The sequence below is a fragment of the Haloactinospora alba genome, assembly GCF_006717075.1.
GTDB classification, from domain to species: Bacteria; Actinomycetota; Actinomycetes; order Streptosporangiales; family Streptosporangiaceae; genus Haloactinospora; species Haloactinospora alba.
In genome coordinates this window covers 135,232-156,271 of the sequence record NZ_VFQC01000001.1, presented here as the reverse complement: position 1 = coordinate 156,271, position 21,040 = coordinate 135,232, and the positions used below count along the sequence as shown (strand labels likewise).

The window sequence follows — 21,040 nt, the reverse complement described above, 5'->3', positions numbered from 1 at the left end:
GCCCGAGCACGTACCATTTAGCAGTCAGCGGGCGAGAGTGCCAGCAAGGAGGATCCGTGCCTACGTACCAGTACGCGTGCACCGCATGCGACGCTCAGATGGAAGTCGTGCAGAGCTTCAGCGACGACTCGCTGACCGTGTGCCCCGAGTGCGAGGGCCGCCTGCGCAAGGTGTACTCGGCTGTGGGGATCGTCTTCAAGGGCTCCGGCTTCTACCACACCGACAGCAAGCCCGGTTCCGGATCGTCGGTCTCCGCCAACGGCTCCTCGGAGTCCGCGAACGGCAGCGGCCAGAAGAGCGACAGCTCAAGCGCGGACTCGTCCGGCTCCGGCTCGGACTCCTCCAGCTCGGGCTCCTCCGGATCGGGCGACTCCTCCTCCGGAACCGCGAGCTCCTCCGGGTCCTCCAGCGGGTCGACGAGCACCGCCTCCGCCTCCTCCAGCTAGGTTGTTCGGCGGACGCCGTCCGTCGAACAGGACCCGCACCCCCGCGCCTGTGGACAGGCGCCCCACTCCCTGCCCGGCGTCGTATCGTGCTGACATGGCCATCACACGTCCAGCACTCCGCCCGCTGTGAGAACGCGCCGGCGCGTTCCGGGCGCCTTCCTGTCCCGGCACAGGCGCGCGTTCGGCACGTCCTGCGCCGCGCTCGCGTTCGCGGGCGCGGTCCTGTTGCTGCGCCCGCCTCCGGAGCCCACCACGGACGTCCTGGTGGCGGCGGGAGACGTGTCCGCCTCCTCCCCACTGGCACCGCGCGACACCACGGTGCGCTCCCTTCCGCGCGAGGCCGTGCCCGACGGCGCCCTTCCGCCGGACACCGACACTGATGGCATGTCCTTGACCGGTCCGCTGCGCGGCGGGGAGGTGCTCACCACCGCCCGGGTCGCGGACCCGCCCGCCGCCGAGTACGGCGCCGACAGGGTGGCCGCCCCGGTCCGGGTGGCGGACGCCGGAGCTCTCACCCTCCTCAACCCGGGAAGCAGGGTTGACATCCTCGCGGCGGGCGAACCGTCCGCGGCCGGCTTCGCCGCGGAGGCGGTGGGCGGCGGTCCGGCCGAGCGGGTGGTGGCCGACTGCCCGGTGATCGCCGTTCCGGAAGACGACCGGGCCGGGTCCGGGGAGACGGGCGCGCTCCTGCTCGTGGCGGTCACTCCGGAGGACGCGCGCGCTCTCGCCGGACACGCGGCCAGCAGCCGCCTGTCCGTCACCATCCGCGGGTGAGGGGTCCACCGCCCGCCCGCGGACCGGGCGGGGTCAGTCGGCGCCGCTGACGGCCTCGTACTCCCAGTGCCAGGGCTCGTAGGGGCTGGAGTAGGCCCACTGCGGGTGGAACCAGCCCCACTGCTCGGAGTTCTCCTCCAGCCAGTTGAACTGCGGCGTCCCCTCGTTCTGCACCCCGCCGCACAGGTCGATCGCCAGGCCCCAGCCGTGGTTGCTGGTGCCCGGGACGGCGGCGTTGCCGGGGGGTTGCTCGGCGAACACGCGCTGCTGGTTGGGGAGGTCGCGGTAGGAGCTGGTCACGCACATCTCCTCACCGAACTCCTCGGCGTAGGCCTGGTTCATCTCGATGAAGTCCACGGCCGCGTCGGCGCGCAGGAACTCGCCGCCCTGCGGGAGTTCGCACAGGGAGCTGTCCGGAAGCAGGCCGTTGGCCGAGTCGGAGGCGTTCTCCCCCTTGGAGGGGTCGCACTCCGCCCCGGCCATGTAGGTGTCGACGTCCAGCCCGCGGTCCTCCAGCTCGCTGGTGAGCTCCTCGGTGCTCTCCTCCGACTTCTCCCGCAGGTCGGCGAGGTCGCCCTTGAGCTCGACCCGTTCCAGCTGCGTCTCCGACTGCAGCGCCTGCGCGTCGTTGGCGAGGTCGGACTTCTCCTCCCGGAGACTGTTGGCCTCCTCCAGCAGCGCCTGCTGGTCGTCGGAGAGCTTGCCGACGTAGGACTCCACCTGGAGGTCCTGTTCGATCGTCCCGGAGGTCATCATCCCGAGGGTGCCGCCGTCGGGCTGCTGGTACAGGGTGCTGGCGAGCTGGGACAGGGGTTCGCGCATCTCGGCGAGGTCCTGTTCGGTCTCCTGCAGGTCCTCCAGGGTGGAGACGAGCTCGTCCTGGGCGTCCTCCAGCGCCTTCTCCCGCTCGGTGTAGTCCTCGGTGGCCTCCTCGAGCTCCTCCTTGGCCTTGTCGGCCTTCTTCTTGAGCTCGTCGAGGTCGCTGTCGGCCGTGGCGGTGTCGGTCGCCGGGGCGACGACCGTCTGCGCGCCCGGCACGAGGCAGACCGCCACGAGGACGGCGGCCAGAGCCAGCCGCGCGGGCCGACTGTCGCGGAGCCGAGCGAGCACGAGAGTGAACGGATCCTCGCCGCCCGGTCCGCGGGAGTGTCGCCGCGTCACGTCGAGGCTGAACGGCACGAGGGGGCCTCCGCGCTTCACGTCGTAATCGTCCGCGTTACCGCATCGCAACGTACTACAGTCCCATCACCGGACATGACTGTACGAACTGGCGGGTGTCACTCACGGTCGCGGCCACGCACGGCATCCCGGCGGACACACGGGGGTTACCGGACCAGTGCCGTACAGCGAGAGTGAGGGGAATCACCCGGAAGCGATGACAACCGTGTCGCCAGCAGGATACTCAATCCGCGCACGTCCCGGTACCGCCGGGTTTCGGCCGGAACCGCGTACCGACGTGAGGCACGCAGGGCTCTGATGTGAGCTATCATCCCAGACGGGCCTCATAGCTCAGGGGACAGAGCACCACTCTCCTAAAGTGGGTGTCGCAGGTTCGAATCCTGCTGGGGCCACGGCGCGTTTGGTACGCAACGCCAGACTTCCCTGCTCTGCGAGCAGAACCGGGATCGGGGCCGGGGCCAACGGCCCGTTCGGGCCTGGTTCCAGAACACCCGGCCGGGCATACAGCAGGGCGTAGTGGTCGGCGTGGCCCACCACCCACAAATGGAGCCGGTCGGGATGGCGGAATTCCACTCCCGGCCAGGTCTCCAACCGCGGCCCGTGCAGCGCCTCGCGCAGCGCCGAAACGTCCACATTCCCCTCGACGGCGAACAGCGAGATGTCCTCACCCTGCACGGCGATGCCACGCTCGGCGTGGGCGCCAGCGCCCTGCATGGACACGAACTGCGTGAGGTGGTGGTCAGGGCGGCTCACGAGATGCCCGTCGGCGCGGTCGAAGGCGGTAGTGCGGGTCAGGCCGCGCATTCTCAAGGGAACGACCAGGCGCCCTTGCGGCCCGAGTTGGCCGCGCCACGCCGGTGGGATGTCCCCGGCCCCTGCGGTGATCAGGATGCGGTCGTAGGGGGCGTGTCCCTGAAGGCCGTACTCGGCATCGGCGCAGGCCACCCGCACCCGGTCGTATCCGGTCGCATCGAGGCAGTGCCGTGCCCGGTCGGTGATGTCACGATCGATGTCGATCGAGGTCACCTCACCGCCGGTTCCGACCAGTTCAGCGACCAAGGCGGCGTTGTATCCCCCCGAGCCCACCTCCAGTACCCGCATTCCTGGGGTGATGTCGGCCTGTTCGAGCATGGTGGCCTGGGTATGGGCCGAGGACAGCGAGCTGACGCGTCTGCCCTGAGCGTCGTGCTTGATGGCCACCGGCGCGTCAGGAGCATACGCCTGCTCCAGCGAAGCCTCAGGCGCGAACAGGTGGCGCGGCACCGTGCGCAGCGCCTTCTCAAGGCGAGGTGAGAAGGGCTCCATCCCCGTCTGGACTCGCTGGCCGATCAGGGCATCAACCATGTCTTGGCGGGCCTGATCGGGGCTCATCGCTGCTGTGCCGGGCACAGGCATCCTCCGTGGTTGTTGTGGTCGAACCCATGGCACGCGGCGTCCCCAAACTGCGTTCGGTGCGTAGCCGCACAGTCACCCTTCCATGGAGGCGTGGGGCGCGGCAGGGCATTCTGCGGGGCACCGACGGGCACTCTGGAACACCACACGAAGCCGGGCACGCCTGCCCATCTAGGGTGAGAGCGGCTGCCCGCTGCAGCAGGACGATGTCGAGGGGAGGTTGGCAGGATGGCCGTTCAGGCCGATGGGTCGTTGACACAGGAGGTGGCACTGCGCATCGCCGCGCAGGCGGGCGCGGCATTGGGGCTTGCCGTTGCCGAGCGCAGGGTGTTGGGGCCGGTGGGAACCAACGCCTCGGTGCTGCTGCCGACGGAAGGGATCGTTCTGCGCATCACGGCCACCGACAACGCGCAGCGCCTGTGTCAGGAACTGGACGTGGCCGCCTGGCTGAACTCCGCGGGGGTTCCTGCCGTGCGTCCGGCACGATCCACGCCCGTGAAGGTCGCGGGGTGGCTGGTCTCGCTCTGGCACGAGGTCGCCGAGCCGCGCATGGCCACCAGTGCCGAGCTCGGTGGTGCGCTATGCCGCCTGCACTCCCTGGCCGCTCCCGAACAGGTGGACTTGCCACCTCTGGAACCGCTGCGCGGGGTGGAACAGTACCTGCAGGCGGCCACCGGCATCAGCGCCGGCTCGCGTTCCTACCTCACCACTCGCCTGGAGGAGCTGCGGCACGCCTTCCAGAACCTGCAGCCGGCGCTGCCGCCCGGCCCCGTGCACGGCGATGCCCACCGCAAGAACTTCGCCCACACCCCCAGCGGGGAGATCGTGGCCATGGATCTGGAACGGGTTTCCACCGGACCGCGGGAGTGGGACCTGGTCGTCGCCGCCGTCTACCGTGACCTGGAGTGGTATACCGCCAGCGAGTACGCCGCCTTCGTCCGCGCCTATGGCTATGACGTGCGCGACTGGGACGGCTACGACACCCTGGCTGACATCCGGCGGCTGCGCATGACCGCCTGGCTCAGCGCCCGCACCGGCCGCGAACCGCGGCTCACCGCTGAAGCCGAACACCGCATCGCCACCCTGCGCACCCGCCCCCAGCAGTTCGACTGGACCCCCGGAGTCTGAGGTCCTACGGTGCCTCCAGCAGGGAGGCGCGAGCCCGCTGCCGGAACGCGCGCACTGCGGATGCGCCCGCATACGGTTCCAGGCGCTCATTGAACCGACGAACATAGCTCCTGACCCGGTCCGAACGCATCGGGCCTGCCTCGGCCACGACACTGTCAGCGATCCGGCAGGCTTCGTCCACGTCGCTCCCCTGGTCCAGCACGTAGGAGCCGGCCAGGATCAGGCCGGCGAAGGTGCGGCTGCGTCGGTACTCCCGTCGGGCGCCGCTGCGACTTTCCTGGGCGTGACGGCGAGTAGCTTCTCCCAGCCCCAGGTCATGGAAGCAGTGTGCGAACTCGTCGTGAACCTCGGAGTCATCGAAATACCCCAGCCACTCGGGTTCCTGCTCAGCGTCGCGGGTGAGGAAGAACCGTTCCATCTGGTTCAGTGCCTGCGTGCAAGCCCGTTCCTCCCCCAACGAGGCCAGCGCACGTGCCTCCATCGCCGCATACATCGCCTGGACGCCGGGGCTTACCTGGCCTTGTGTCCCCATCCGGGCGCTGCGTGCGAGGTCCAGCGCCTGGCGGAATAGCCCCAGGAAGTTCGCCTGGTGGCTCAACAGCGACAGTGCCTTCCCAGCCAATGCCGGGTCGCCGCCCCAGTGGGCGAAGTTCAGCGCCTGCACGAAGTAGTTGCGCGCCAAGGCGTGGTGTCCGGCGTCGTAGGCCATCGCCCCGGTCTTGTAGGTGAACCGGGCCGCCGCACGGAACAGGTCCCACCCCACCGCGGCGCTGTAGCGTCCCCGCAGCAGCGGCGCCATCTCACTGTTCAGGTACTGCACCGCCGCGGCGCGGGCGTGTCCGCCACCGAACTCATGATCCAGCGCCTCAAACATGTCACACGCACGGTGCACCGCGGCAACGTCATCCCCACTGGCCAGCACCGTTCCCTCACGCCGCCGGGTCAGCAGCGCGTTCGACGCGGTCAGCCACCGCAATACCACCGCACTCACGTCGACTTCCGGGATCGCCGTCTCGGCCCCCGAGGTTTCACGATCGAGGTCTGTAGCCCACAATGCCCGTGCCGCATCAACCGATGCGTCTGAGGACCCGCACAGGTCCGCCACCCACAGTCGGCCATCTTGCTGGCCACCGCCGGTCAAGTGCATCGCACCAGTCGATCCGGGACGCACCGTTCGCCCGCGTGGTACAGGGTGGAAACCCAGGTCGGCATCGCTGTCGGCTCCAAGTACGGCCTTCAGCCCAGCCCGGTAAGTCACGTTGGGCCAGCGGACCTTGCCCCGCTCATATCGGGCGATGGCATGGGAGTCCAACGCGTAGCGCCTGCCAGTGGTGCGCCACAAGTGATCGTTGACCGCCTCGGCCAGCTCGGCCCGGCTCATCGCCTCCCCCTGAGCCGACGGCGAAGAGCATGCCTCGCGTGCCGCGCGGAGTCGGGAGTTCGGCTCGCTGGTTGCCATTGCGCTTTCCTTCACAGCAGGGTGATCGCCGCTGCCAGATTGCCCTTGGATGCCCTTCTGCGTGCCCTGCCGCGTACCGGCTCGTCCTGTCGATGCTTGGTCTCTATGACACCACAGCATTGCGGAACGGCTCCCCTCTGCGTTCCACACGGCGGATGCCGCGACACTCCTTACTTTCCTGTCGGATCCCGTAGTCACAGGCACTCGGCGGGTGGGCACGCCGGGGAAGGCGTATCCGCACTGGTGGGCGCCTTCGTCGACGTGGCCGACACGAAGCGGACCACAGCAATGTTCTGGGGAGGCGGAATGAGCACTGGTGTGCGGTACTCGTCTGTCCGGCTGCGCCCAGTGTCGCTGGGTATGGATGTCCTGCGTTCTCCCGAAGGGGGCTAAAGAGCCATAACCGCAAGGGCATTCGCCTTGGCCGGCGAGCCTGACAGTGTCGCCCAAGTCCGGTGGTGGGTGACCGGGATCCTGCGCACGGCGGGGTATGGCATATGCCTGGTGGAGACCGCTGCTCTGGTCACCTCGGAACTGATCACCAACGCACTCAAGCACACGGCTTCGGGGCATCCGGATGGAACAGTGCGCGTCGAGCTACTGACCGGAGCTTGCTGGGTACGCGTCAGCGTGACCGACGCAGGTACCGAGGAGTCCGAACCCACGGTGCCCCGTTCCTGCCCTGTCTCTGACTTCCCTGAGGCGGCGCGCGGTCTCTATCTCGTGGATCAGCGGGCCGAGCGCATTGGAGTCCCCGGCGACGCGCGGGGACGCATCGTGTTTGCCGACATCGCCACGCCCACCAGCCCGGACGAGGCCGGAAACGAAACGCTGCTGGTGAGATTGCCGAAGCGCACGGTGCACACTCGCACTGTCGACAATCCCCGGGGAGGGTTTTCGTAAGACCATTCCCCTCCGTTATCCGGCTTCGGCTAGGGGTCTGTGTCCCAGGTGTTGACCACATCACGATGTGAAGGGCGATTCATGCGCCAAACGACAGCGGCCTTGGCTGCTCTTCGCCGACCATAGAGCGTTGCAGGCCCCTGGTGTCGCCAGGCAGGCCCGATCGGAGTGCATCGGCGCACCGAAAGACAGGGGTGACCCGCCCGGACACCGCCGTGTCGCCGCCCCTGTTCCACGGCGGTGTCGATCCGGTCGGGACCGATTCCCGGTGAACGGATCAAACTGGGCCAGTTCCAGGTCTTCGGGGACCGGGTGGCGCGTGGTTGGAGCGCAGTACACCGCCGAGTTCGCCTGGTGTGGCCGGTCGGTGCGGGGGGGGCAGTAGACGCCACCAGGTGGCCGGGCGCGCGTCGAACCATCACCGGTTGGGCAGCGCCAGCCAGATCCTGGACCACCGGAACTCCCCAGGCCTGCAGCCAGTGGGAGACGCGCACTTCCCCCTCGGCGACGGCGCCCGTGCCGGGCCGGTCGATGCGGACGACAAACTCGTCAGTCAGCCGGTACAGGACGTTGGTGCCGCCGCCGAGGACCTCATTCCCGGCTGTGGAAGCGAAGCCGACCCGGAAGGCGATTGGTCGCTTCATTGTTCTGTGCGGCGCGCTCACGCCTGCCCCGGTTGAGAGGTGAGATCGTGGTGTCGACAACCCACCAGCGACACGACCGTATGTCCAGTAGCGTCGCTCGTGATGGACAGGATCGCGATCATCGGCTGCGGCGGCAGCGGCAAGACCACCCTCGCCCGCCGGCTGGGAACGGAGCTGAACGCTCCGGTCACGCATCTCGACGTCGTCTACTACGGCAGCGAGTGGAAACCTCGCTCCCAGGAGGAGTTCAGCGCGCTGCAGGAGGAACTCGTCGCCGGGCAACGCTGGGTCATCGACGGCAACTACGCCTCCACCCTGCCGATCCGGCTGGCACGTGCCAGCACGGTCATCTTCCTCGACCTGCCTGCGGTGACCTGCCTGGCAGGTCTCGCCCAACGTCGGTGGCGCCACGGGGGCGGGCAGAACGACGCCCTGGGTGTCTACGACCGCATCCACTGGGGCTTCATCAGATATGTCTGGAACTACCGCAGTGCCATGGCGCCCCGCGTTCGCTCCCTGATCGTCGAACACGCCGCGCATGCCGAGGTTCACACCGTGCGCTCCCGCCGTGGCGCCAAGCGCCTCCTTACTCGGCTCACTACCCAGGCGCGCAACACCACGTCCTGACCATGGAGGGGGGTCGGCGTGTCGTCGGCTAATCCCTTCACCGACACCGGCTACCTCCACCAGCTCTATGCCACCCCACGGCGCCTGACCGAGCGCACCAGTGCGCTGTTAGACGCCCGGTTGCACGGCACACCGGTTGTCGAGGTGATCAGCGACCTGCTTCACACCCACCTTGCCGTGCCAGTGGACACGGCCCGGGTTCTCGATGTCGGTTGCGGGCGTGGAACCACGACCCAGGCACTGGCCGCGCTTGATCCGCGTTTCCTGGTGGCCGTCGATGCCTCTGCCTCCCTTATCTCGACCACACGCACCAGACTTGGTGCAGAGGAACGGCGCAACGCCTGGATGTGCGTGGCTGATTTCCACCACCTTCCTCTGCCGGCAAAGAGCGTCGATGCCGTCGTGGCGGCCTTCTGCCTTTACCACGCGGCCCAACCCACCGTCGTCCTCTCCGAGACCGCCCGTTGCCTACGCCCCGGCGGCGTGCTGATCGCAGTGACCAAAGCCCGCGACAGTTACCACGAACTCGACCGTCTTCTCGCTTCTACTGGTCTCGACTCTCACGCTCCCAACCGCCCCAGCCTCTATGAGACCGTCCACAGCCATAACATCGCCGAACTGGCGGCACCGATCCTCCACGTTCGCCAGCTCCGCCACGACCAGCACCTTTTTCGTTTTACGAGCCTTGATCACCTAGCGCGTTACCTGATCACCAGTCCGAAATACACACTGGCAGCTTCGGTGGGAAACGATCCCGACCGGCTCGCGAGTGAACTACGCCTCCGGCGTCCTGAAGGGCCCGTCAATGCCTCCTCAACCGTCACGTACCTGGTCGGAGTACGACATGACTGACGAGTTCACCAAGGAGTACTCCCACTCCAGCCAAGCTCGGGACGCGGCACGTAACCACCAGTGGCTGACCGCACTCGCCGCTCCCATACCCGACTTGCACACCGTGGACGCGAACGAGCTGCGATTGCGTCATCTCCACGGTCACCACGCGCGTCCCACTGAACTCGCGGCCGTCGCATCCCTGTTGGGAGGTCTCCACGGCCGGGCCCACCGCACTCGCCTGCGTAACGCCCGTCTGGACCAGGATTTCCCCACTTCCAGTGGCCTAACCCTTCCCGGATTTACCACCTCGCGCCACGCACGGCTCCACCATCACTGCCAGCACGGCCTGATCAGCCCCGAGCAGTTGCACCACGGCACCTCTGCCCTTACCCACGCCAAGGGTCAACCCGCAGCGTTCTACAAAGACACCAACATCCGCAACGTTCTCATCACCGACGCGGGTCCTGCCTTCATCGACTTCGACGACCTCACACTCGCCCCGTTTGGCTACGACCTCGCCAAACTACTCTTCAGTGCTGCGATGACCTACGGCAGGCTCTCCCCAGCCACATATCCCACTGTTCTGGCCGCCTATGAGGCTGCCGTGCGCGCCGAAGGTGGACCTGCAAGAGCGTGTTCCTGGGACAACCTCATCCAGTGGCTCGAACTCCACTACCTCCTCACCGTCTCCTACCTCGGCCGCAACGGATACCAACATCGGTGGGAAACAGTACGGCCAGGAACTGATCCCGATCAGCGGGCGTGAATGTCTCCTGGAGGTTTGGAAATCCTGACACTACTGAGGATGGTTTCGAAGCAGCTGGTGCGTGAACAGCGCCGAACTCGCATGCAATGGACGCAGTCGGCTCGCTTTACCACCACCTTCCACCAAAACGATCCTGGTCATGGCACTGTGGATCGAACCTCGCAGAACGCGCTGACCTCCACGAGCACCTGCGTGTCGAGTCCGTAGGGACTGTCCCCGCTGCCGATATCAATCCCACGCTCCGGTCTTCCGCGCCAGTAGTGGCGAGCGGCCTGGGTACAGCTTTCGGACAAGGTAAGCGTTTTTCATTACCCCGTTGGAGTAGCCACCCCACGAACCGAAACGGACAGTAGCGTCTGTCCGCTTCAAAGCCTCGACGCTTATCGACCGGATCTAGCTAAATGGGAGCAGAAGCGCCCTACTCGTGCAGTGTCCAGCTTCGCTCGGGTTCGTACTTTCCATCACATCTGGGAATCCTTCTTTTCTGCATTTTTGGAGCCCGCCAATGCATGCATCAACCACCAAAAGGTGTGTCGTCCACTGCAACACCAAGACTGCGTTCGTGCGACCGAACATGAATGTCCCAGCGACCAATGCCGTGATCCCGGTCGGGGCCACCGGAGTCAACACGGAGTTACCTCTTGATGTGACCGTTGCGGCCTCGCAGAACAGCAGTTCCGAACCGCAGGTTTGGAGGATATCTGCGTGAGCCTGTTGTCCATCCAACGGGAGTGGAAGCGTTCCTTCTCCGGCGTCGCCACGGAAGTCAGGTCAGCCCGCACGTGGATGCTCACACACACGCGGTTGATCGACATCGGTAGTGGTCTTGCCGAGCGCGCGGCTTTCCTTCTCAGCGAACTAGCAAGTAACGCCATCGTCCATACCGTAAGCGGCCGGGAGGGAGGGATGTTCCAGGTCACCCTACGTATCGAGAGCACCATAATTCGAGCGGAAGTCACTGATCAGGGAAACAGCCACAGTTTCCCCGTCTAATGAAGACGGACCCTTGGCAAGAGTCCGGACGCGGACTAACTCTGGTTGAATATTTTGCCCTGCGTTGGGACTACAGCAGTGTCCCTAATGGACGAACTGTATTCGCCGAAATCACGCACCAAGACACCGAACTTTCTGAAATTGACTGGAACCAAATCTCTAGAGGCTAAGGAACCCTCCAGGGGTGATGAGTGAACCGCGACTCCTCATCAGGGGGCGCGGTGGATCAACAGCTTGCGATCCCTCCAGGGGTGATGAGTGAACGGGACGCTGCCAGAGTCCCGTAGCGTCCCACATAGCCTTGCGATCCCTCCAGGGGTGATGAGTGAACGATAGGGCGGTGTGCAGGGCGGCCAGCCGCAGCGTGTCTTGCGATCCCTCCAGGGGTGATGAGTGAACTCCGCGACCGTTCCGGGTGTTCCACGCTCGGAACGCCTTGCGATCCCTCCAGGGGTGATGAGTGAACTAGTCCCTGCGCACACAGCCGTTCCGCGACCGTTCCTTGCGATCCCTCCAGGGGTGATGAGTGAACGTGGACGACACGTCCACTGCCCTGTATCTGGCGGCCTTGCGATCCCTCCAGGGGTGATGAGTGAACCAGGCTGCAGGGCCGGTGCAGCGGAACCACCGCCTTGCGATCCCTCCAGGGGTGATGAGTGAACCTGCCTCCCATACCCGCCTCCCGATTCTCCGACCGCTTGCGATCCCTCCAGGGGTGATGAGTGAACCAGTGACCACGTCGACACGCTTGCCACCCAGGCCTTGCGATCCCTCCAGGGGTGATGAGTGAACCCCCTCCCGGGACGCCGGGCGGCGCGCGGGAGGATTCGCCTTGCGATCCCTCCAGGGGTGATGAGTGAACCTCCTGCCGTCGCTGCAGGACATGGTGGACTCCTGCAGCTTGCGATCCCTCCAGGGGTGATGAGTGAACTCACTCCGCCTGATCCCCACAGAATCAAGCGGGAATCTTGCGATCCCTCCAGGGGTGATGAGTGAACCCCTGGTACTCCGGGCATGGTGACCACCCCCTATCTTGCGATCCCTCCAGGGGTGATGAGTGAACTTGCCTCGGCCGACCTGATCGTGGGGATCGTCGATCTTGCGATCCCTCCAGGGGTGATGAGTGAACGCGATGCCCAGCTGGTGGGCCGCCTCCGTGATCCTTGCGATCCCTCCAGGGGTGATGAGTGAACCGCAGAATTCCAGGTGGACGGCACCGTCACACTCTTGCGATCCCTCCAGGGGTGATGAGTGAACCCGTCCAACTTGTCGCAGAACGGGCAGTCTTGGCCTTGCGATCCCTCCAGGGGTGATGAGTGAAGTCTTGCCCGCACCGGCGACACCCACCAACGCGTCTTGCGATCCCTCCAGGGGTGATGAGTGAACCGAGAGTAAAATCGCAGGTCACAAGGTATATCAAAGCCATGGTGAGCTGCTTGTGTGCAGCAACCCGGAAGTAATGCAGCGTCGCAGGTCAAAGCGTTATACCAAGTGGTCAGAGAACGGGGCTGGTCGTCCCCGGGTGTTGCCCGATGGTTTCGGTTTGGACCAGTTGTGGGGACTGGATGCGATAGATCAATACGCTGTCGTATTCGGTATCGAGCTGGCGTTTCACTGTTTGGGTGAAGGAACGATGCTGGGCGTCTGACAATTCACCCTGGAACACACTGCGCTGGACCCAATGGAGATAGTGTCGACACGTCTTGAGGATCCTGGGATTGCGCTGTGCGAGCGTGTCGTAGACGACAACGACGAACATCGGATCACCACCAGGGCCGGAAGGGTTTGTAAGGGGTGTCCTCGAGGCAGAGGCGGACGATCTTCAACGCTTCGAGGTGGATGAGTTCCTCGTAGCTGACTTTGCGGTGCAGAGAACGGTGGTGAACTGTCGTGGACAGTTCAGTACGGATCAGCTCGGATACTTTCTTGCGGCCCTCGTTACTGAGGGAGGCACGTCCGACGTCACTCTCGAAATCAGACTTGCGCAGGGTCTTCTGCGCAGCAGCGCGACGCAGGATCCGTTCGGCGAAGAGGGGTTTGAAGGGTTCGGCGAGGTCAAGGGCGAGAGTGTTACGGCGCCGGTCGGTGTCAGCGTGGAGGAACCCGAGGGAAGGGTGCAGGGGTGTGCATCGCAGCGCTGTCACCATACGAGCGTAGGTAACGCTGTTGACGTAGCTAACGAAAGCGTTGCCGGCGTTGGTGGGCGGGCGGCGGGTACGGCCGTTGAGACGCAGCCAGGGCGGAAGCATGGTGTCGAGGACTTCCCAGGAGCTGCGGCGGAAGTTGCCTTCGGCGCCCATGATCTGCTCCGTGTCGCTGGCTTCGGCCAGCTGTTCGGTGAGCTGCTCTAGCGGGTTGGCCAGAAGGTTCGTATCAAGAGCCCAGATGACGTTGGCGGCTGTGGTATGCACCAGGGACCGGGCGATGGCCAGACGTTGTTCACTGTTGCTGGTCAGGGCGCTTTGGCTGCGCAGTACCGGTGCTGAGGACATGTCGTCGGCGGGGGTGAGGGCACCGCTGTAGTTACCGTAGTGGTCAAGCACATGGACAGTGATGTTGTGGTGGTTCAGCAGGGAGAACGCTGCGGTGTTGACATCCGCATGGTCGAAGAGCACGAGGTCACGGATGTCGGTGATGGGGATATGCACCCGCGTGTCATCGGGGCGTTCGATGCGGAGGCTGTTGTCCGCACGGCGGATACGGCAGGGTTCGGTGAGCCAGTATGTGCGGGTGGCAGCGGTCATAGTTCTCCCCAGCAGTAGTCGCGGTAGGAGCATCCCCGGCACTGCTTCCGGGGAAGGCGTGGCGGTGGTTGGTGGGAGCCGATTACCTCGTGGGCTTGGCGTTCGGTCTCTTCGGCGTGCGCGCGTGCTTCGTCGCCCCAGGGCACTTCGACCGTGCGTCGGATCAGTGGATAGTGGATGGTGCCGCGGGCGACATTGACCCCCAGCCGAGACAGCAGTAGGCAGTAGTGGCGTACCTGCGCCTCGTGTTGGGGCGTGGGGGTGCGTGAGGATTTCGTCTCATGGACGACGGCACCAGTAGTCACCCAGTCGATCTTGGCTTCTCCCAGATCGATGGTGCGACGGCGCGTGTAGGTTGTCTCGTCCAGGGCTTCGCCGAAGGCGACGGTGTCACTGCGCTGCTCGGGACGGTAGCCGCGGCTGTAGAGCCAGAGCTGGCGGGGGCAATGCAACAGGTATTTGATGTGCACCCCGCCCAGGCCGGTGTCGGATTCCTCGGTCATAGGATCGTTTCCGGTTGCGCTACGTAATCGTGTGGTGCGGGAAGTTGCAGGCCGGTTTCCGGGTCGTAGGGGATGTCGGTGGACCACATCCGAAGGCGGTCGTTGAGGGCGGCCCGGCCGGAGGAGCGCAGTTTCATGAACTGCCCGAAACGGATCGGGATGAGCAGGCCGGCTGCCAGTAGCGGATGTTCGGCCGCTTTCTCCTCGTAGTCCGCGACATCGTCGTGATGGAGGATTTCCACGGTGTCGAAGGACTCGTCGAGTCCTCGAGCGTAGTCACTGCGATCGTGGAACGGGTCGGTGAAGGTGAGGAAGCTGGCGGCGAACTCGTCGCGGGCGTTGCGGGCTTCCTCGGTCCAGCTGCGTCCCCAGTCGGTGGCGTAAGCTAACCGCAGCCACTCGCCGATGGTCTGTTCGGAGATGACAGGGCCCGGCGCCTGGGTGAGAGCCTGCCAAGCAGCAGCGGTGGCTTTCGGGTCGTAAGGACGGGAATCCTCTGTGCGGTGGACACGGAACTCCACCGGCCCGTCGGGGTGTCGGCCGCGCCTGTTGACGCGGCCGGCCCGTTGGGCCAGAGCCTCCACGGGGGCGAGTTCGCTCACCCCCCGATCGAGGTCCAGGCACAGTGACACCTCGAGGGCCTGGGTACTCACGACGAGACCGCCCCGGCGTGGGGAGTCGTCGCTACCGCGTTCCGGATAGCGGGTTGTGATGCGCTCTTCGATGTCGTCCCGATCGCACCCGCGAAAGCGCGAGTGCAGCAGGATCGCCGCCTCGGGGTCACCGGGGTGTGCGGTGCGCGCGTCGGGGGCGAGCTCAGCATAGAGGGACTGGGCGGTAGCGACGGTGTTGGCGACGACGAGCACGCTGTGGCCCTCCTGGAGCCAGGCGCGGATCCGTTTCACACTGTCGGGATGCGTGATGGGCTCCTCGTCGAGGGCCAGCCGGTGGCGGTCCGGTGCGGCCTCAGGCGAGGCGGTGTGAACGGTGACGTCGTGGGTGAGGGTGTCGTGAATGAGCTCCAGCATCGGTGGGGCCAGCGTGGCTGAGGCGATGGCGATACGGCTGCCCAGCTGTTCCCACAGGCTCATGGCCGCACAGATCCGGCCGAAGGTGGTGGGATCGTAGGCGTGTAGTTCGTCGAGGACGAGCAGCGCGTTGGCCTGTTCCAGGAGGAAGCTGGAGTAGCGCGGTCCGGCGATCGCCGCACGCAACAGCTGGTGGGGGGTGGACACCCGCACGCGCTGCGCGAACAGGGTTCGCATGGCATGCGCACGGTCCCGGGCTTGCTGTGCCCTGACCCGATCCGGGGTGCCCTTGTCGCCGGTGGTGTCCCCGGCTGCGGCATGGGTAAGGAGGGTGTGGGCGGTGGTGGCGTGCAGGACGGCGATGTCGGGCTCGTCCTCGCCGGGTTCGGCGACGAGCGCGTTCCGGAAGCGTTTCCAGGCGGCGTCGATGGAGGCCCGGTAGGGCAGCACCCATACCAGGCGGGGGTGGCCGTCCATATCGTCGAGCTGGTGTGACGCCCAGGCCAGCGTGGCCTCGGTCTTCCCGCTGCCGGTGGGAGCCCGCAGCACGAGATGGCCCTGCGCCTCAGCGGCCGCATGTTGGTGGGGGTAGGGCGCTGCGAGCGTGTCGAGGAACTGGCTCGGGAGAGGCATGTGCGTTTGGAGGGGCACATGTGCCGATCCGGAATGGTCGGCCAGGGTGACCGCACCCTGCAGGAGCACCGCGACAAGTCCTTCCTCGGCTGACACGGGACTGCCCCAGTCGGAACGGGCCCGTGCGAAGGTGTCGCGGGCGCGTTCCCACAGCTTGCGGCCCTCCCCTTCGGGGGCCGTCGTCCCGAGTCGGGTGCTCAACCAGGCCAGCAGGGCACGGTGGCGGTTGCGTGGCACCTGGACGCGAGGACGCCCGGGTTCGGGGTCGGGGTCACGGCCGAATTTCTTTTCCCAGTCCGCCACAGCGGGATACAGCTCCTCCAGTCCTTGTCCGGAGGAGTCCAGGGAAAGGTGGTGGAAGGCCACACCGGCCGCGACCATCTTCTGGTCCCGCTCACAAAGACCGCGGGTGAGCAGATCCACGTAAGCCAGAGACAGCACCTCGTGGCGTTCCCTCCATGGAGGACCATCCGGACGAAGCTGGCGTTGGAACCCTTCAGCTACTTTCCCGGCGTCGTGCAGTAGTGCTGCTGTTTCCACCCAGTTCCAGAAGGCGAGCTGTTCGGAAAGCACTCCGGGTGAGGAGATGCGCTCGGCTACTGTGTGGGCGGCCTCGTGCACGGTCCTGCTGTGTTCGGTCAGTGTCTCCGGTTGCCCCGAGGGAGAGTGCTGGGCGGACTTGGCCAGAACGTTGGCGAGCTCTGGATCCTCGGGAGGGGGTTCGTCCGTGCCATGCAGCCATACTGCTTGGTCGTCGGTCGGATCCCGGTAGGCTCCGAGTACCTGATGGTTTCCAGCGGGTTCGGGGCACCATAGGTAACTGTTGAAGCTGGTCTGTAGCCGGTCGGAACTGACGGTGTCAGCCAGTCGCAGCGTGGTGGCCTGGCTTGCTGTATGGGCTCCCACCGGTGCCAGCCCATGCCCCACGACCGCGTCGCTGGTCGGGGACAGCCGCACCGAGGTGATCGAGCGGATGTGGACGAGGTCTTGGGAGCGGCCCAACCGCAACCCCCACACCGGGCACCGTAAAGCCGCGGTGATGCGTTCAGCATCGGGGCTGGGAACCCAGAGAGTGACGTGCACACCGCACAGGAACGGGCGGTCGCGTACGGTACGGCCACCTTTCCCCTCGCTGACCTGACCCGCTACCGCAGGGTTGGATCCGTCAGCCGCGATGGGGTGATAGGTCTCCGCGTCGGTTCCCTGCCCCTCGGCATGGGCGCACATGCCCACCGGAACTGGTTCGCTGGCGTTGCCGGTCGCCGCGGCGAGCATCCCCCGTACGGTCGACAGTGGGGGAACGGGAAGACACCGGCTCACCCCGGGAAACATGGGGTCACGGAATGAGGCCACCGGCGCGTACAGTTCGATGCGCGCCGCCTCGATCGGAGCGCGTGTTGTCGTCATCGCCGTCACCGTCGCGGATCGTCGAACCAGTCGTCGCACCGGCCCGCACGCAGATCCGCGGCCAATCCGCGCAGCATGGTGCGGGGGTGGTCAATGTGTGCCTTCTGCTGGTCCAGGAGTTCCCCGGCCTCGGCCTCGAAGTTCTTACGTGCCTGCTCCCGGAACCCAGGACGCCAACCGATGCGCACGGGTGCCTGCCACTGGCCGTCCCACGCCTCCAGCTCCTTGCGCAGCACGTCACCGCGGACCTGAATCCCGCTTCCGTCCTCGGCGCCGTCGATGACGAACCCCAGGGGATTGGTGCCGCCAGCCATCGGAACGGTCGCCACCAGCGCAGGAGTGCGATCCCCATAGTGCAACGCTTTCTTCGCTCCTCCGGAGAGCTCGGCCAGGGCCTCCAACAGCACGGCGACCCGTTCACGCCTCATTTCCAACGGCAGCTGCAGCGCCGGCTGGCCTCGGAAAGTGACCGCGCTCGCGCCCGCCTCCACCGCGGCAGCGGTTTCCAGCGCTGTGTCTTTGCTGAGGTAGTTGGCTTTACCACCGTTCCCGTGCGGCAGGGTGAACGTTCCCACCCGCGCCACGTCGAGCAGGAACGGGGCAGCCAGATCAGCGGTGTAGAACTGGTGGCCGTGCAGCACCGGCTCGTCCACTCCCCGCGCCATCACACCGAAGTCCTCTACCGGCCTGGCTGGTTCCACGGACATGAACGTGCCCGACATGAACGGGGTGTCGCGTAGGGTCGTCGCCGCATCGCTGTTTTTCGCTCCCGCCCGCATGTAACCGAACAGGTCGTCATCGGCATAGTTGATCGGATCGGCGGCGGTGGTGGCCTTCTGCGCTTTTCCCTTCCCCGAACGTTCGATCGGGGACGGTGCAGCGCCCATACTGGTCATCGTGTCGCGCAGCCACCGGCGAAACGCCTGGGCTGACACGTAGGGGTAGGTGCGTCCCCGCACCCGCGCCTGTTTCACCGGGGTGGAGGTACTCTCCCCCTTCCCGTTGTTGGGGGCACCCGCATCAACCGCGAGCACGATCTTTCCCGCAAGGTAACTCATCAGGCGTCCTCCTCGTCGTCCCCGTCTGACAGGGGGTCCTTGTCGTCGTCCTCCTCGGCGTCTGCGGCTGTTCCGATGGAAACCTCGAGCCTTCTGAGTTCGGCGAGAACCTCGAAGAACAGCAACCCCCGGTTGCGCCAGCCGTGTTGCCCGCTTGCCAACAGCTCCGGCGCTACGTTGGTGATGTCGGCCGGCGCCTCCCCATTGAGATACAGCCGCGCCCCGGCCGTCATCAGTAACTTGTGCAGGTGGTAAGCGCTACCTGCTACCTGGCGGTACTCGTTGAAACGCCCACGGCTCGACTCGGCGGCGATCCACCGCGCCACCAGAGTCGCCGCTGGCCTGAGTTGCTGGTTGTCCACCTCGTACATCACCTCCGCGTACAGGGCCGCGAGGGCCCGCCATTGCCACAGGGTCGACCAGTGGTACTCCTCCGTACGGGCAGCTCGCCGCCACAGCTCACTCAGGAGCCGGTCTCCGGATTGAAGATCAGCGTCGAAAAGCGTCCGGGCAGCGCCAGTCGCGCCACTGAGCGTCACCGCTCCCGAAGAATCGCGGCGTTCGAGCGCATGGCGCAGCCGCTTCCACCCCGACTGGCAGTCCCGGTCAGCCAACATCCGGTGCAGGAACCGCGCCACCCCCGTCCGGGTACCGCTCGTTTTCAACCACGGCTCTTGGTTGTCGTTCTTGAACATCCACAACGCGGTCGCCGCTGGCGCATCGGCCGCGTGTTTCCGCAGTGCCTGCAAAGCGACGGCTTCCGGCCCTGCACCAGACCGAAGTCCCGAAAACCCGAACTGGTGAATCCGTCGGGCACGGAGCGTGTTACGCGCGACGAAGGCCCGCTCCACCTCCGGGTTGTCACAGGTGAGTACTGTCGCCGAACCTGCTGCCACCCACGCTCCGTAGGGCAACGCCCACATCGCTAGCCGGCACGAGCGGCACACTGGCCAGCCCGCCACACCGGGCGGAAGCGTGTTCACCGCCCGTACCGAGTCGAACATCGGCAACGTCGCCTTCGCCCACAACACCGAGCAGCGCGTCCCGCAGAAGGTGCACGGCCGAAGAACGCCCGTGTCCTGATCCGGGGCGAACATCTCTTGCACCTGCGGGTGCAGGCCTTCCCTCGTACGCTCCCGTTTGGCATGGGTGGGTTTGGCGTTGGGATAGAGCGTGAAGAGTACCTTCCACCAGTCGTAGCCAGCGGCTTCGCGTGGCGCCGTTGCCGCGGCCACCACATCGTTGATGATCCTCGCTTCGGCCCGATCCATGTCCTCGGGTGTCACCTGGTGGGGTTCGTGTTGGCCGGCGAGTTCGGTCAGCGCCCGCGCCCCGCACCGTTGCAGCGGGTGTTCTGTCAGGCGCAGTGTTGGCGCGCCGGTTGTTGTCGTGGTCATGCGATCCATCCGAAGCCTTGGTTGGTGGCCAGTCCCAGTCCCCAGTCGTGGATGGCGTCCAGCAGTGGCGGTGCGGCCGCCATCCGCACGCTCACCCGGGCCCCGATCCGGAAGCCCTTGGGGGTGGAGAACCGGCGGCGCGGGCCGGATTTCAGCACCGTGATGTCGACCTCGTTGTCCAGCCCCAGCACGTCGGCCTTGCGGGCGGTGTTGTGTTCCAGCCGGTGGGTGAAGCCGGGGTCGTCGGGCAGGAGGAAGCGCCCGTCGTGCTTGACCACCACCGGGGTGGCGGTCTCCAGCACCGCCTCTCCGCCGGTGTGGTCGGGGGTGGCGGCGACCTGGACCCCCTGGACCGCGAGTGGGCTCGAGCCCCACCGCAGCTGGCTGCGTTGGGCGGATCCGGCCAGCAGGCAGGCGGCGACGCGTGGGACGGGCGATGACAGCTGGAGCAGGCCCGCGCCCGCGGTGGCATAGCGCCCTTTCACGCGGGTCGCGTTGGGGAACACGGGCGGGCGGATCCCCACGGGGCGTAGTGGGGAGTTGTTCCACCCGGTGTCGTGGAGTTGTGTGGCCAGTTCGGCGTCCTGGGCGCTGATCAGGTCATAGACCACGGAGCGGGCCGCGCCGTGTACGTCCGCCCAGGCCATCTCGGGTTCTGTGGCCGCGACGTCCACCCGGAACCGCACGCGTGCTCACCTCCTTCACTCCGACGGCGTCGGCAGTCAGTCATAGCAGCAGCCACCGACACGCATCAGCGAAATGGAAGAAAAACCACGAAGTATCTTCAACCCACTATGTGTGATTCCTGGTCACAGCCCTATACGGCACGGAAAGAATCGGGTGGGCACGAGTCTGGGTGAGGTGCTGGTAGAGGGCGGCACCGTGCTTCCTGTTGTGCAGAGGCAGAGTTATTATTCCTCCCGGATTCGGATGAAGGCGTCCGTCACTAAGTTGAACCGCCTCCAACCGAGTTTCGTGGTTGCCTGCGGATCCAGGACGGGAGACCTACGTCTGAGAACCACGCCAGGAGAGCCTCGTGGGAGCATTCCAGGAATGAGAGCGAATCGACCACTCAACGAAAGCTATGTTTAGCTTTATGACCTGCAGCGATGCATTACTGTCGGG

Annotated in this window: 17 protein-coding genes, 1 tRNA gene, 1 pseudogene and 1 CRISPR repeat array; of the genes and pseudogenes, 9 read left to right on the top strand and 10 right to left on the bottom strand. The window is 65.9% G+C overall.

What is annotated here, in order from left to right; translation table 11 throughout:
* The first annotated feature begins 56 nt into the window (after nucleotides 1–56).
* Together FHX37_RS00745 and FHX37_RS00740 are read left to right on the top strand one after the other, a co-directional pair.
* Nucleotides 57–446 carry an FmdB family zinc ribbon protein gene (locus tag FHX37_RS00745; RefSeq protein ID WP_141921555.1) on the top strand — a complete coding sequence of 130 codons (390 nt, stop codon included), beginning with the start codon at nucleotides 57–59 and terminating at the stop codon, nucleotides 444–446.
* A gap of 126 nt (nucleotides 447–572) precedes the next feature.
* Nucleotides 573–1,220, top strand: a complete 648-nt coding sequence (locus FHX37_RS00740) for an SAF domain-containing protein (RefSeq protein ID WP_141921554.1) — start codon at nucleotides 573–575, stop codon at nucleotides 1,218–1,220.
* 33 nt (nucleotides 1,221–1,253) lie between these two features.
* Here the strand turns inward: FHX37_RS00740 and FHX37_RS00735 are convergent, their stop codons facing one another.
* Nucleotides 1,254–2,420 (bottom strand): D-alanyl-D-alanine carboxypeptidase family protein, encoded by a 1,167-nt coding sequence (locus FHX37_RS00735; protein WP_246061964.1) that lies wholly within the window; start codon nucleotides 2,418–2,420, stop codon nucleotides 1,254–1,256.
* 298 nt (nucleotides 2,421–2,718) lie between these two features.
* Between FHX37_RS00735 and FHX37_RS00730 the strand changes: the two genes are divergently transcribed.
* Nucleotides 2,719–2,791: transfer RNA gene (locus FHX37_RS00730), tRNA-Arg, on the top strand.
* Nucleotides 2,792–2,849: 58 nt separating this feature from the next.
* Here FHX37_RS00730 and fxlM read toward each other — a convergent pair.
* Nucleotides 2,850–3,704: pseudogene (gene fxlM / locus FHX37_RS00725) on the bottom strand (methyltransferase, FxLD system); the annotation flags it as partial.
* A 315-nt stretch (nucleotides 3,705–4,019) separates the two neighbouring features.
* Between fxlM and FHX37_RS00720 the strand changes: the two are divergent.
* Nucleotides 4,020–4,919 (top strand): phosphotransferase enzyme family protein, encoded by a 900-nt coding sequence (locus FHX37_RS00720; RefSeq protein WP_141921553.1) that lies wholly within the window; start codon nucleotides 4,020–4,022, stop codon nucleotides 4,917–4,919.
* A gap of 4 nt (nucleotides 4,920–4,923) precedes the next feature.
* Here the strand turns inward: FHX37_RS00720 and FHX37_RS00715 are convergent, their stop codons facing one another.
* Nucleotides 4,924–6,378 (bottom strand): hypothetical protein, encoded by a 1,455-nt coding sequence (locus tag FHX37_RS00715; RefSeq protein ID WP_141921552.1) that lies wholly within the window; start codon nucleotides 6,376–6,378, stop codon nucleotides 4,924–4,926.
* Nucleotides 6,379–6,798: 420 nt separating this feature from the next.
* Here FHX37_RS00715 and FHX37_RS00710 point away from each other — a divergent pair, with 420 nt between their 5' ends.
* The 5 genes from FHX37_RS00710 (at nucleotide 6,799) to FHX37_RS00690 (ending at nucleotide 11,145) form a co-directional block, all read left to right on the top strand.
* Nucleotides 6,799–7,281 carry an ATP-binding protein gene (locus FHX37_RS00710; RefSeq protein WP_281288257.1) on the top strand — a complete coding sequence of 161 codons (483 nt, stop codon included), beginning with the start codon at nucleotides 6,799–6,801 and terminating at the stop codon, nucleotides 7,279–7,281.
* Between the two features lie 746 nt (nucleotides 7,282–8,027).
* Entirely contained in the window at nucleotides 8,028–8,552 is a 525-nt protein-coding gene (locus FHX37_RS00705) for a P-loop NTPase family protein (RefSeq protein WP_141921550.1), read from the top strand.
* Between the two features lie 18 nt (nucleotides 8,553–8,570).
* A complete protein-coding gene (locus FHX37_RS00700) occupies nucleotides 8,571–9,404 on the top strand; it encodes a class I SAM-dependent methyltransferase (protein WP_141921549.1) in 834 nt (277 codons plus the stop codon).
* Nucleotides 9,397–10,152 carry a phosphotransferase gene (locus tag FHX37_RS00695; protein ID WP_170181468.1) on the top strand — a complete coding sequence of 252 codons (756 nt, stop codon included), beginning with the start codon at nucleotides 9,397–9,399 and terminating at the stop codon, nucleotides 10,150–10,152. The genes FHX37_RS00700 and FHX37_RS00695 overlap by 8 nt, the downstream gene beginning before the upstream one ends.
* A gap of 705 nt (nucleotides 10,153–10,857) precedes the next feature.
* A complete protein-coding gene (locus FHX37_RS00690) occupies nucleotides 10,858–11,145 on the top strand; it encodes an ATP-binding protein (RefSeq protein WP_141921547.1) in 288 nt (95 codons plus the stop codon).
* Between the two features lie 166 nt (nucleotides 11,146–11,311).
* Nucleotides 11,312–12,531: a CRISPR direct-repeat array (repeat unit 31 nt; unit sequence CTTGCGATCCCTCCAGGGGTGATGAGTGAAC).
* A gap of 109 nt (nucleotides 12,532–12,640) precedes the next feature.
* On the opposite strand, the gene cas2 is transcribed toward FHX37_RS00690, so the two are convergent.
* Genes cas2 through cas6 form a run of 7 tightly spaced genes read right to left on the bottom strand, consistent with a single transcriptional unit; the run spans nucleotide 12,641 to nucleotide 20,601 of the window.
* Entirely contained in the window at nucleotides 12,641–12,904 is a 264-nt protein-coding gene (gene cas2, locus FHX37_RS00685; protein WP_141921546.1) for a CRISPR-associated endonuclease Cas2, read from the bottom strand.
* 4 nt (nucleotides 12,905–12,908) lie between these two features.
* Nucleotides 12,909–13,889 carry a type I-B CRISPR-associated endonuclease Cas1b gene (cas1b, locus tag FHX37_RS00680; RefSeq protein WP_141921545.1) on the bottom strand — a complete coding sequence of 327 codons (981 nt, stop codon included), beginning with the start codon at nucleotides 13,887–13,889 and terminating at the stop codon, nucleotides 12,909–12,911.
* Entirely contained in the window at nucleotides 13,886–14,392 is a 507-nt protein-coding gene (gene cas4, locus FHX37_RS00675) for a CRISPR-associated protein Cas4 (RefSeq protein ID WP_141921544.1), read from the bottom strand. The genes cas1b and cas4 overlap by 4 nt, the downstream gene beginning before the upstream one ends.
* Nucleotides 14,389–17,460 carry a CRISPR-associated helicase Cas3' gene (gene cas3, locus FHX37_RS00670; RefSeq protein WP_141921543.1) on the bottom strand — a complete coding sequence of 1,024 codons (3,072 nt, stop codon included), beginning with the start codon at nucleotides 17,458–17,460 and terminating at the stop codon, nucleotides 14,389–14,391. The genes cas4 and cas3 overlap by 4 nt, the downstream gene beginning before the upstream one ends.
* A gap of 5 nt (nucleotides 17,461–17,465) precedes the next feature.
* Complete coding sequence (cas7i, locus tag FHX37_RS00665) at nucleotides 17,466–18,518, bottom strand: type I-B CRISPR-associated protein Cas7/Cst2/DevR (protein WP_141921542.1); 1,053 nt, start codon at nucleotides 18,516–18,518, stop codon at nucleotides 17,466–17,468.
* Nucleotides 18,518–19,915 (bottom strand): hypothetical protein, encoded by a 1,398-nt coding sequence (locus tag FHX37_RS00660; protein WP_141921541.1) that lies wholly within the window; start codon nucleotides 19,913–19,915, stop codon nucleotides 18,518–18,520. Before FHX37_RS00660 ends, cas7i begins: the two co-directional genes overlap by 1 nt.
* A complete protein-coding gene (gene cas6, locus FHX37_RS00655; RefSeq protein ID WP_141921540.1) occupies nucleotides 19,912–20,601 on the bottom strand; it encodes a CRISPR-associated endoribonuclease Cas6 in 690 nt (229 codons plus the stop codon). The genes FHX37_RS00660 and cas6 overlap by 4 nt, the downstream gene beginning before the upstream one ends.
* Between the last annotated feature and the right edge of the window lie 439 nt (nucleotides 20,602–21,040).

Excerpts from the sequence above, each read along its gene's own strand:
- FHX37_RS00715 (WP_141921552.1), bottom strand. The coding sequence starts at position 6,378 with ATGGCAACCAGCGAGCCGAACTCCCGACTCCGCGCGGCACGCGAGGCA.
- cas1b (WP_141921545.1), bottom strand. The coding sequence starts at position 13,889 with ATGACCGCTGCCACCCGCACATACTGGCTCACCGAACCCTGCCGTATC.
- FHX37_RS00720 (WP_141921553.1), top strand. The coding sequence starts at position 4,020 with ATGGCCGTTCAGGCCGATGGGTCGTTGACACAGGAGGTGGCACTGCGC.
- cas4 (WP_141921544.1), bottom strand. The coding sequence starts at position 14,392 with ATGACCGAGGAATCCGACACCGGCCTGGGCGGGGTGCACATCAAATAC.
- FHX37_RS00695 (WP_170181468.1), top strand. The coding sequence starts at position 9,397 with ATGACTGACGAGTTCACCAAGGAGTACTCCCACTCCAGCCAAGCTCGG.
- FHX37_RS00660 (WP_141921541.1), bottom strand. The coding sequence starts at position 19,915 with ATGACCACGACAACAACCGGCGCGCCAACACTGCGCCTGACAGAACAC.
- cas2 (WP_141921546.1), bottom strand. The coding sequence starts at position 12,904 with ATGTTCGTCGTTGTCGTCTACGACACGCTCGCACAGCGCAATCCCAGG.
- FHX37_RS00705 (WP_141921550.1), top strand. The coding sequence starts at position 8,028 with ATGGACAGGATCGCGATCATCGGCTGCGGCGGCAGCGGCAAGACCACC.
- cas7i (WP_141921542.1), bottom strand. The coding sequence starts at position 18,518 with ATGAGTTACCTTGCGGGAAAGATCGTGCTCGCGGTTGATGCGGGTGCC.
- cas3 (WP_141921543.1), bottom strand. The coding sequence starts at position 17,460 with ATGACGACAACACGCGCTCCGATCGAGGCGGCGCGCATCGAACTGTAC.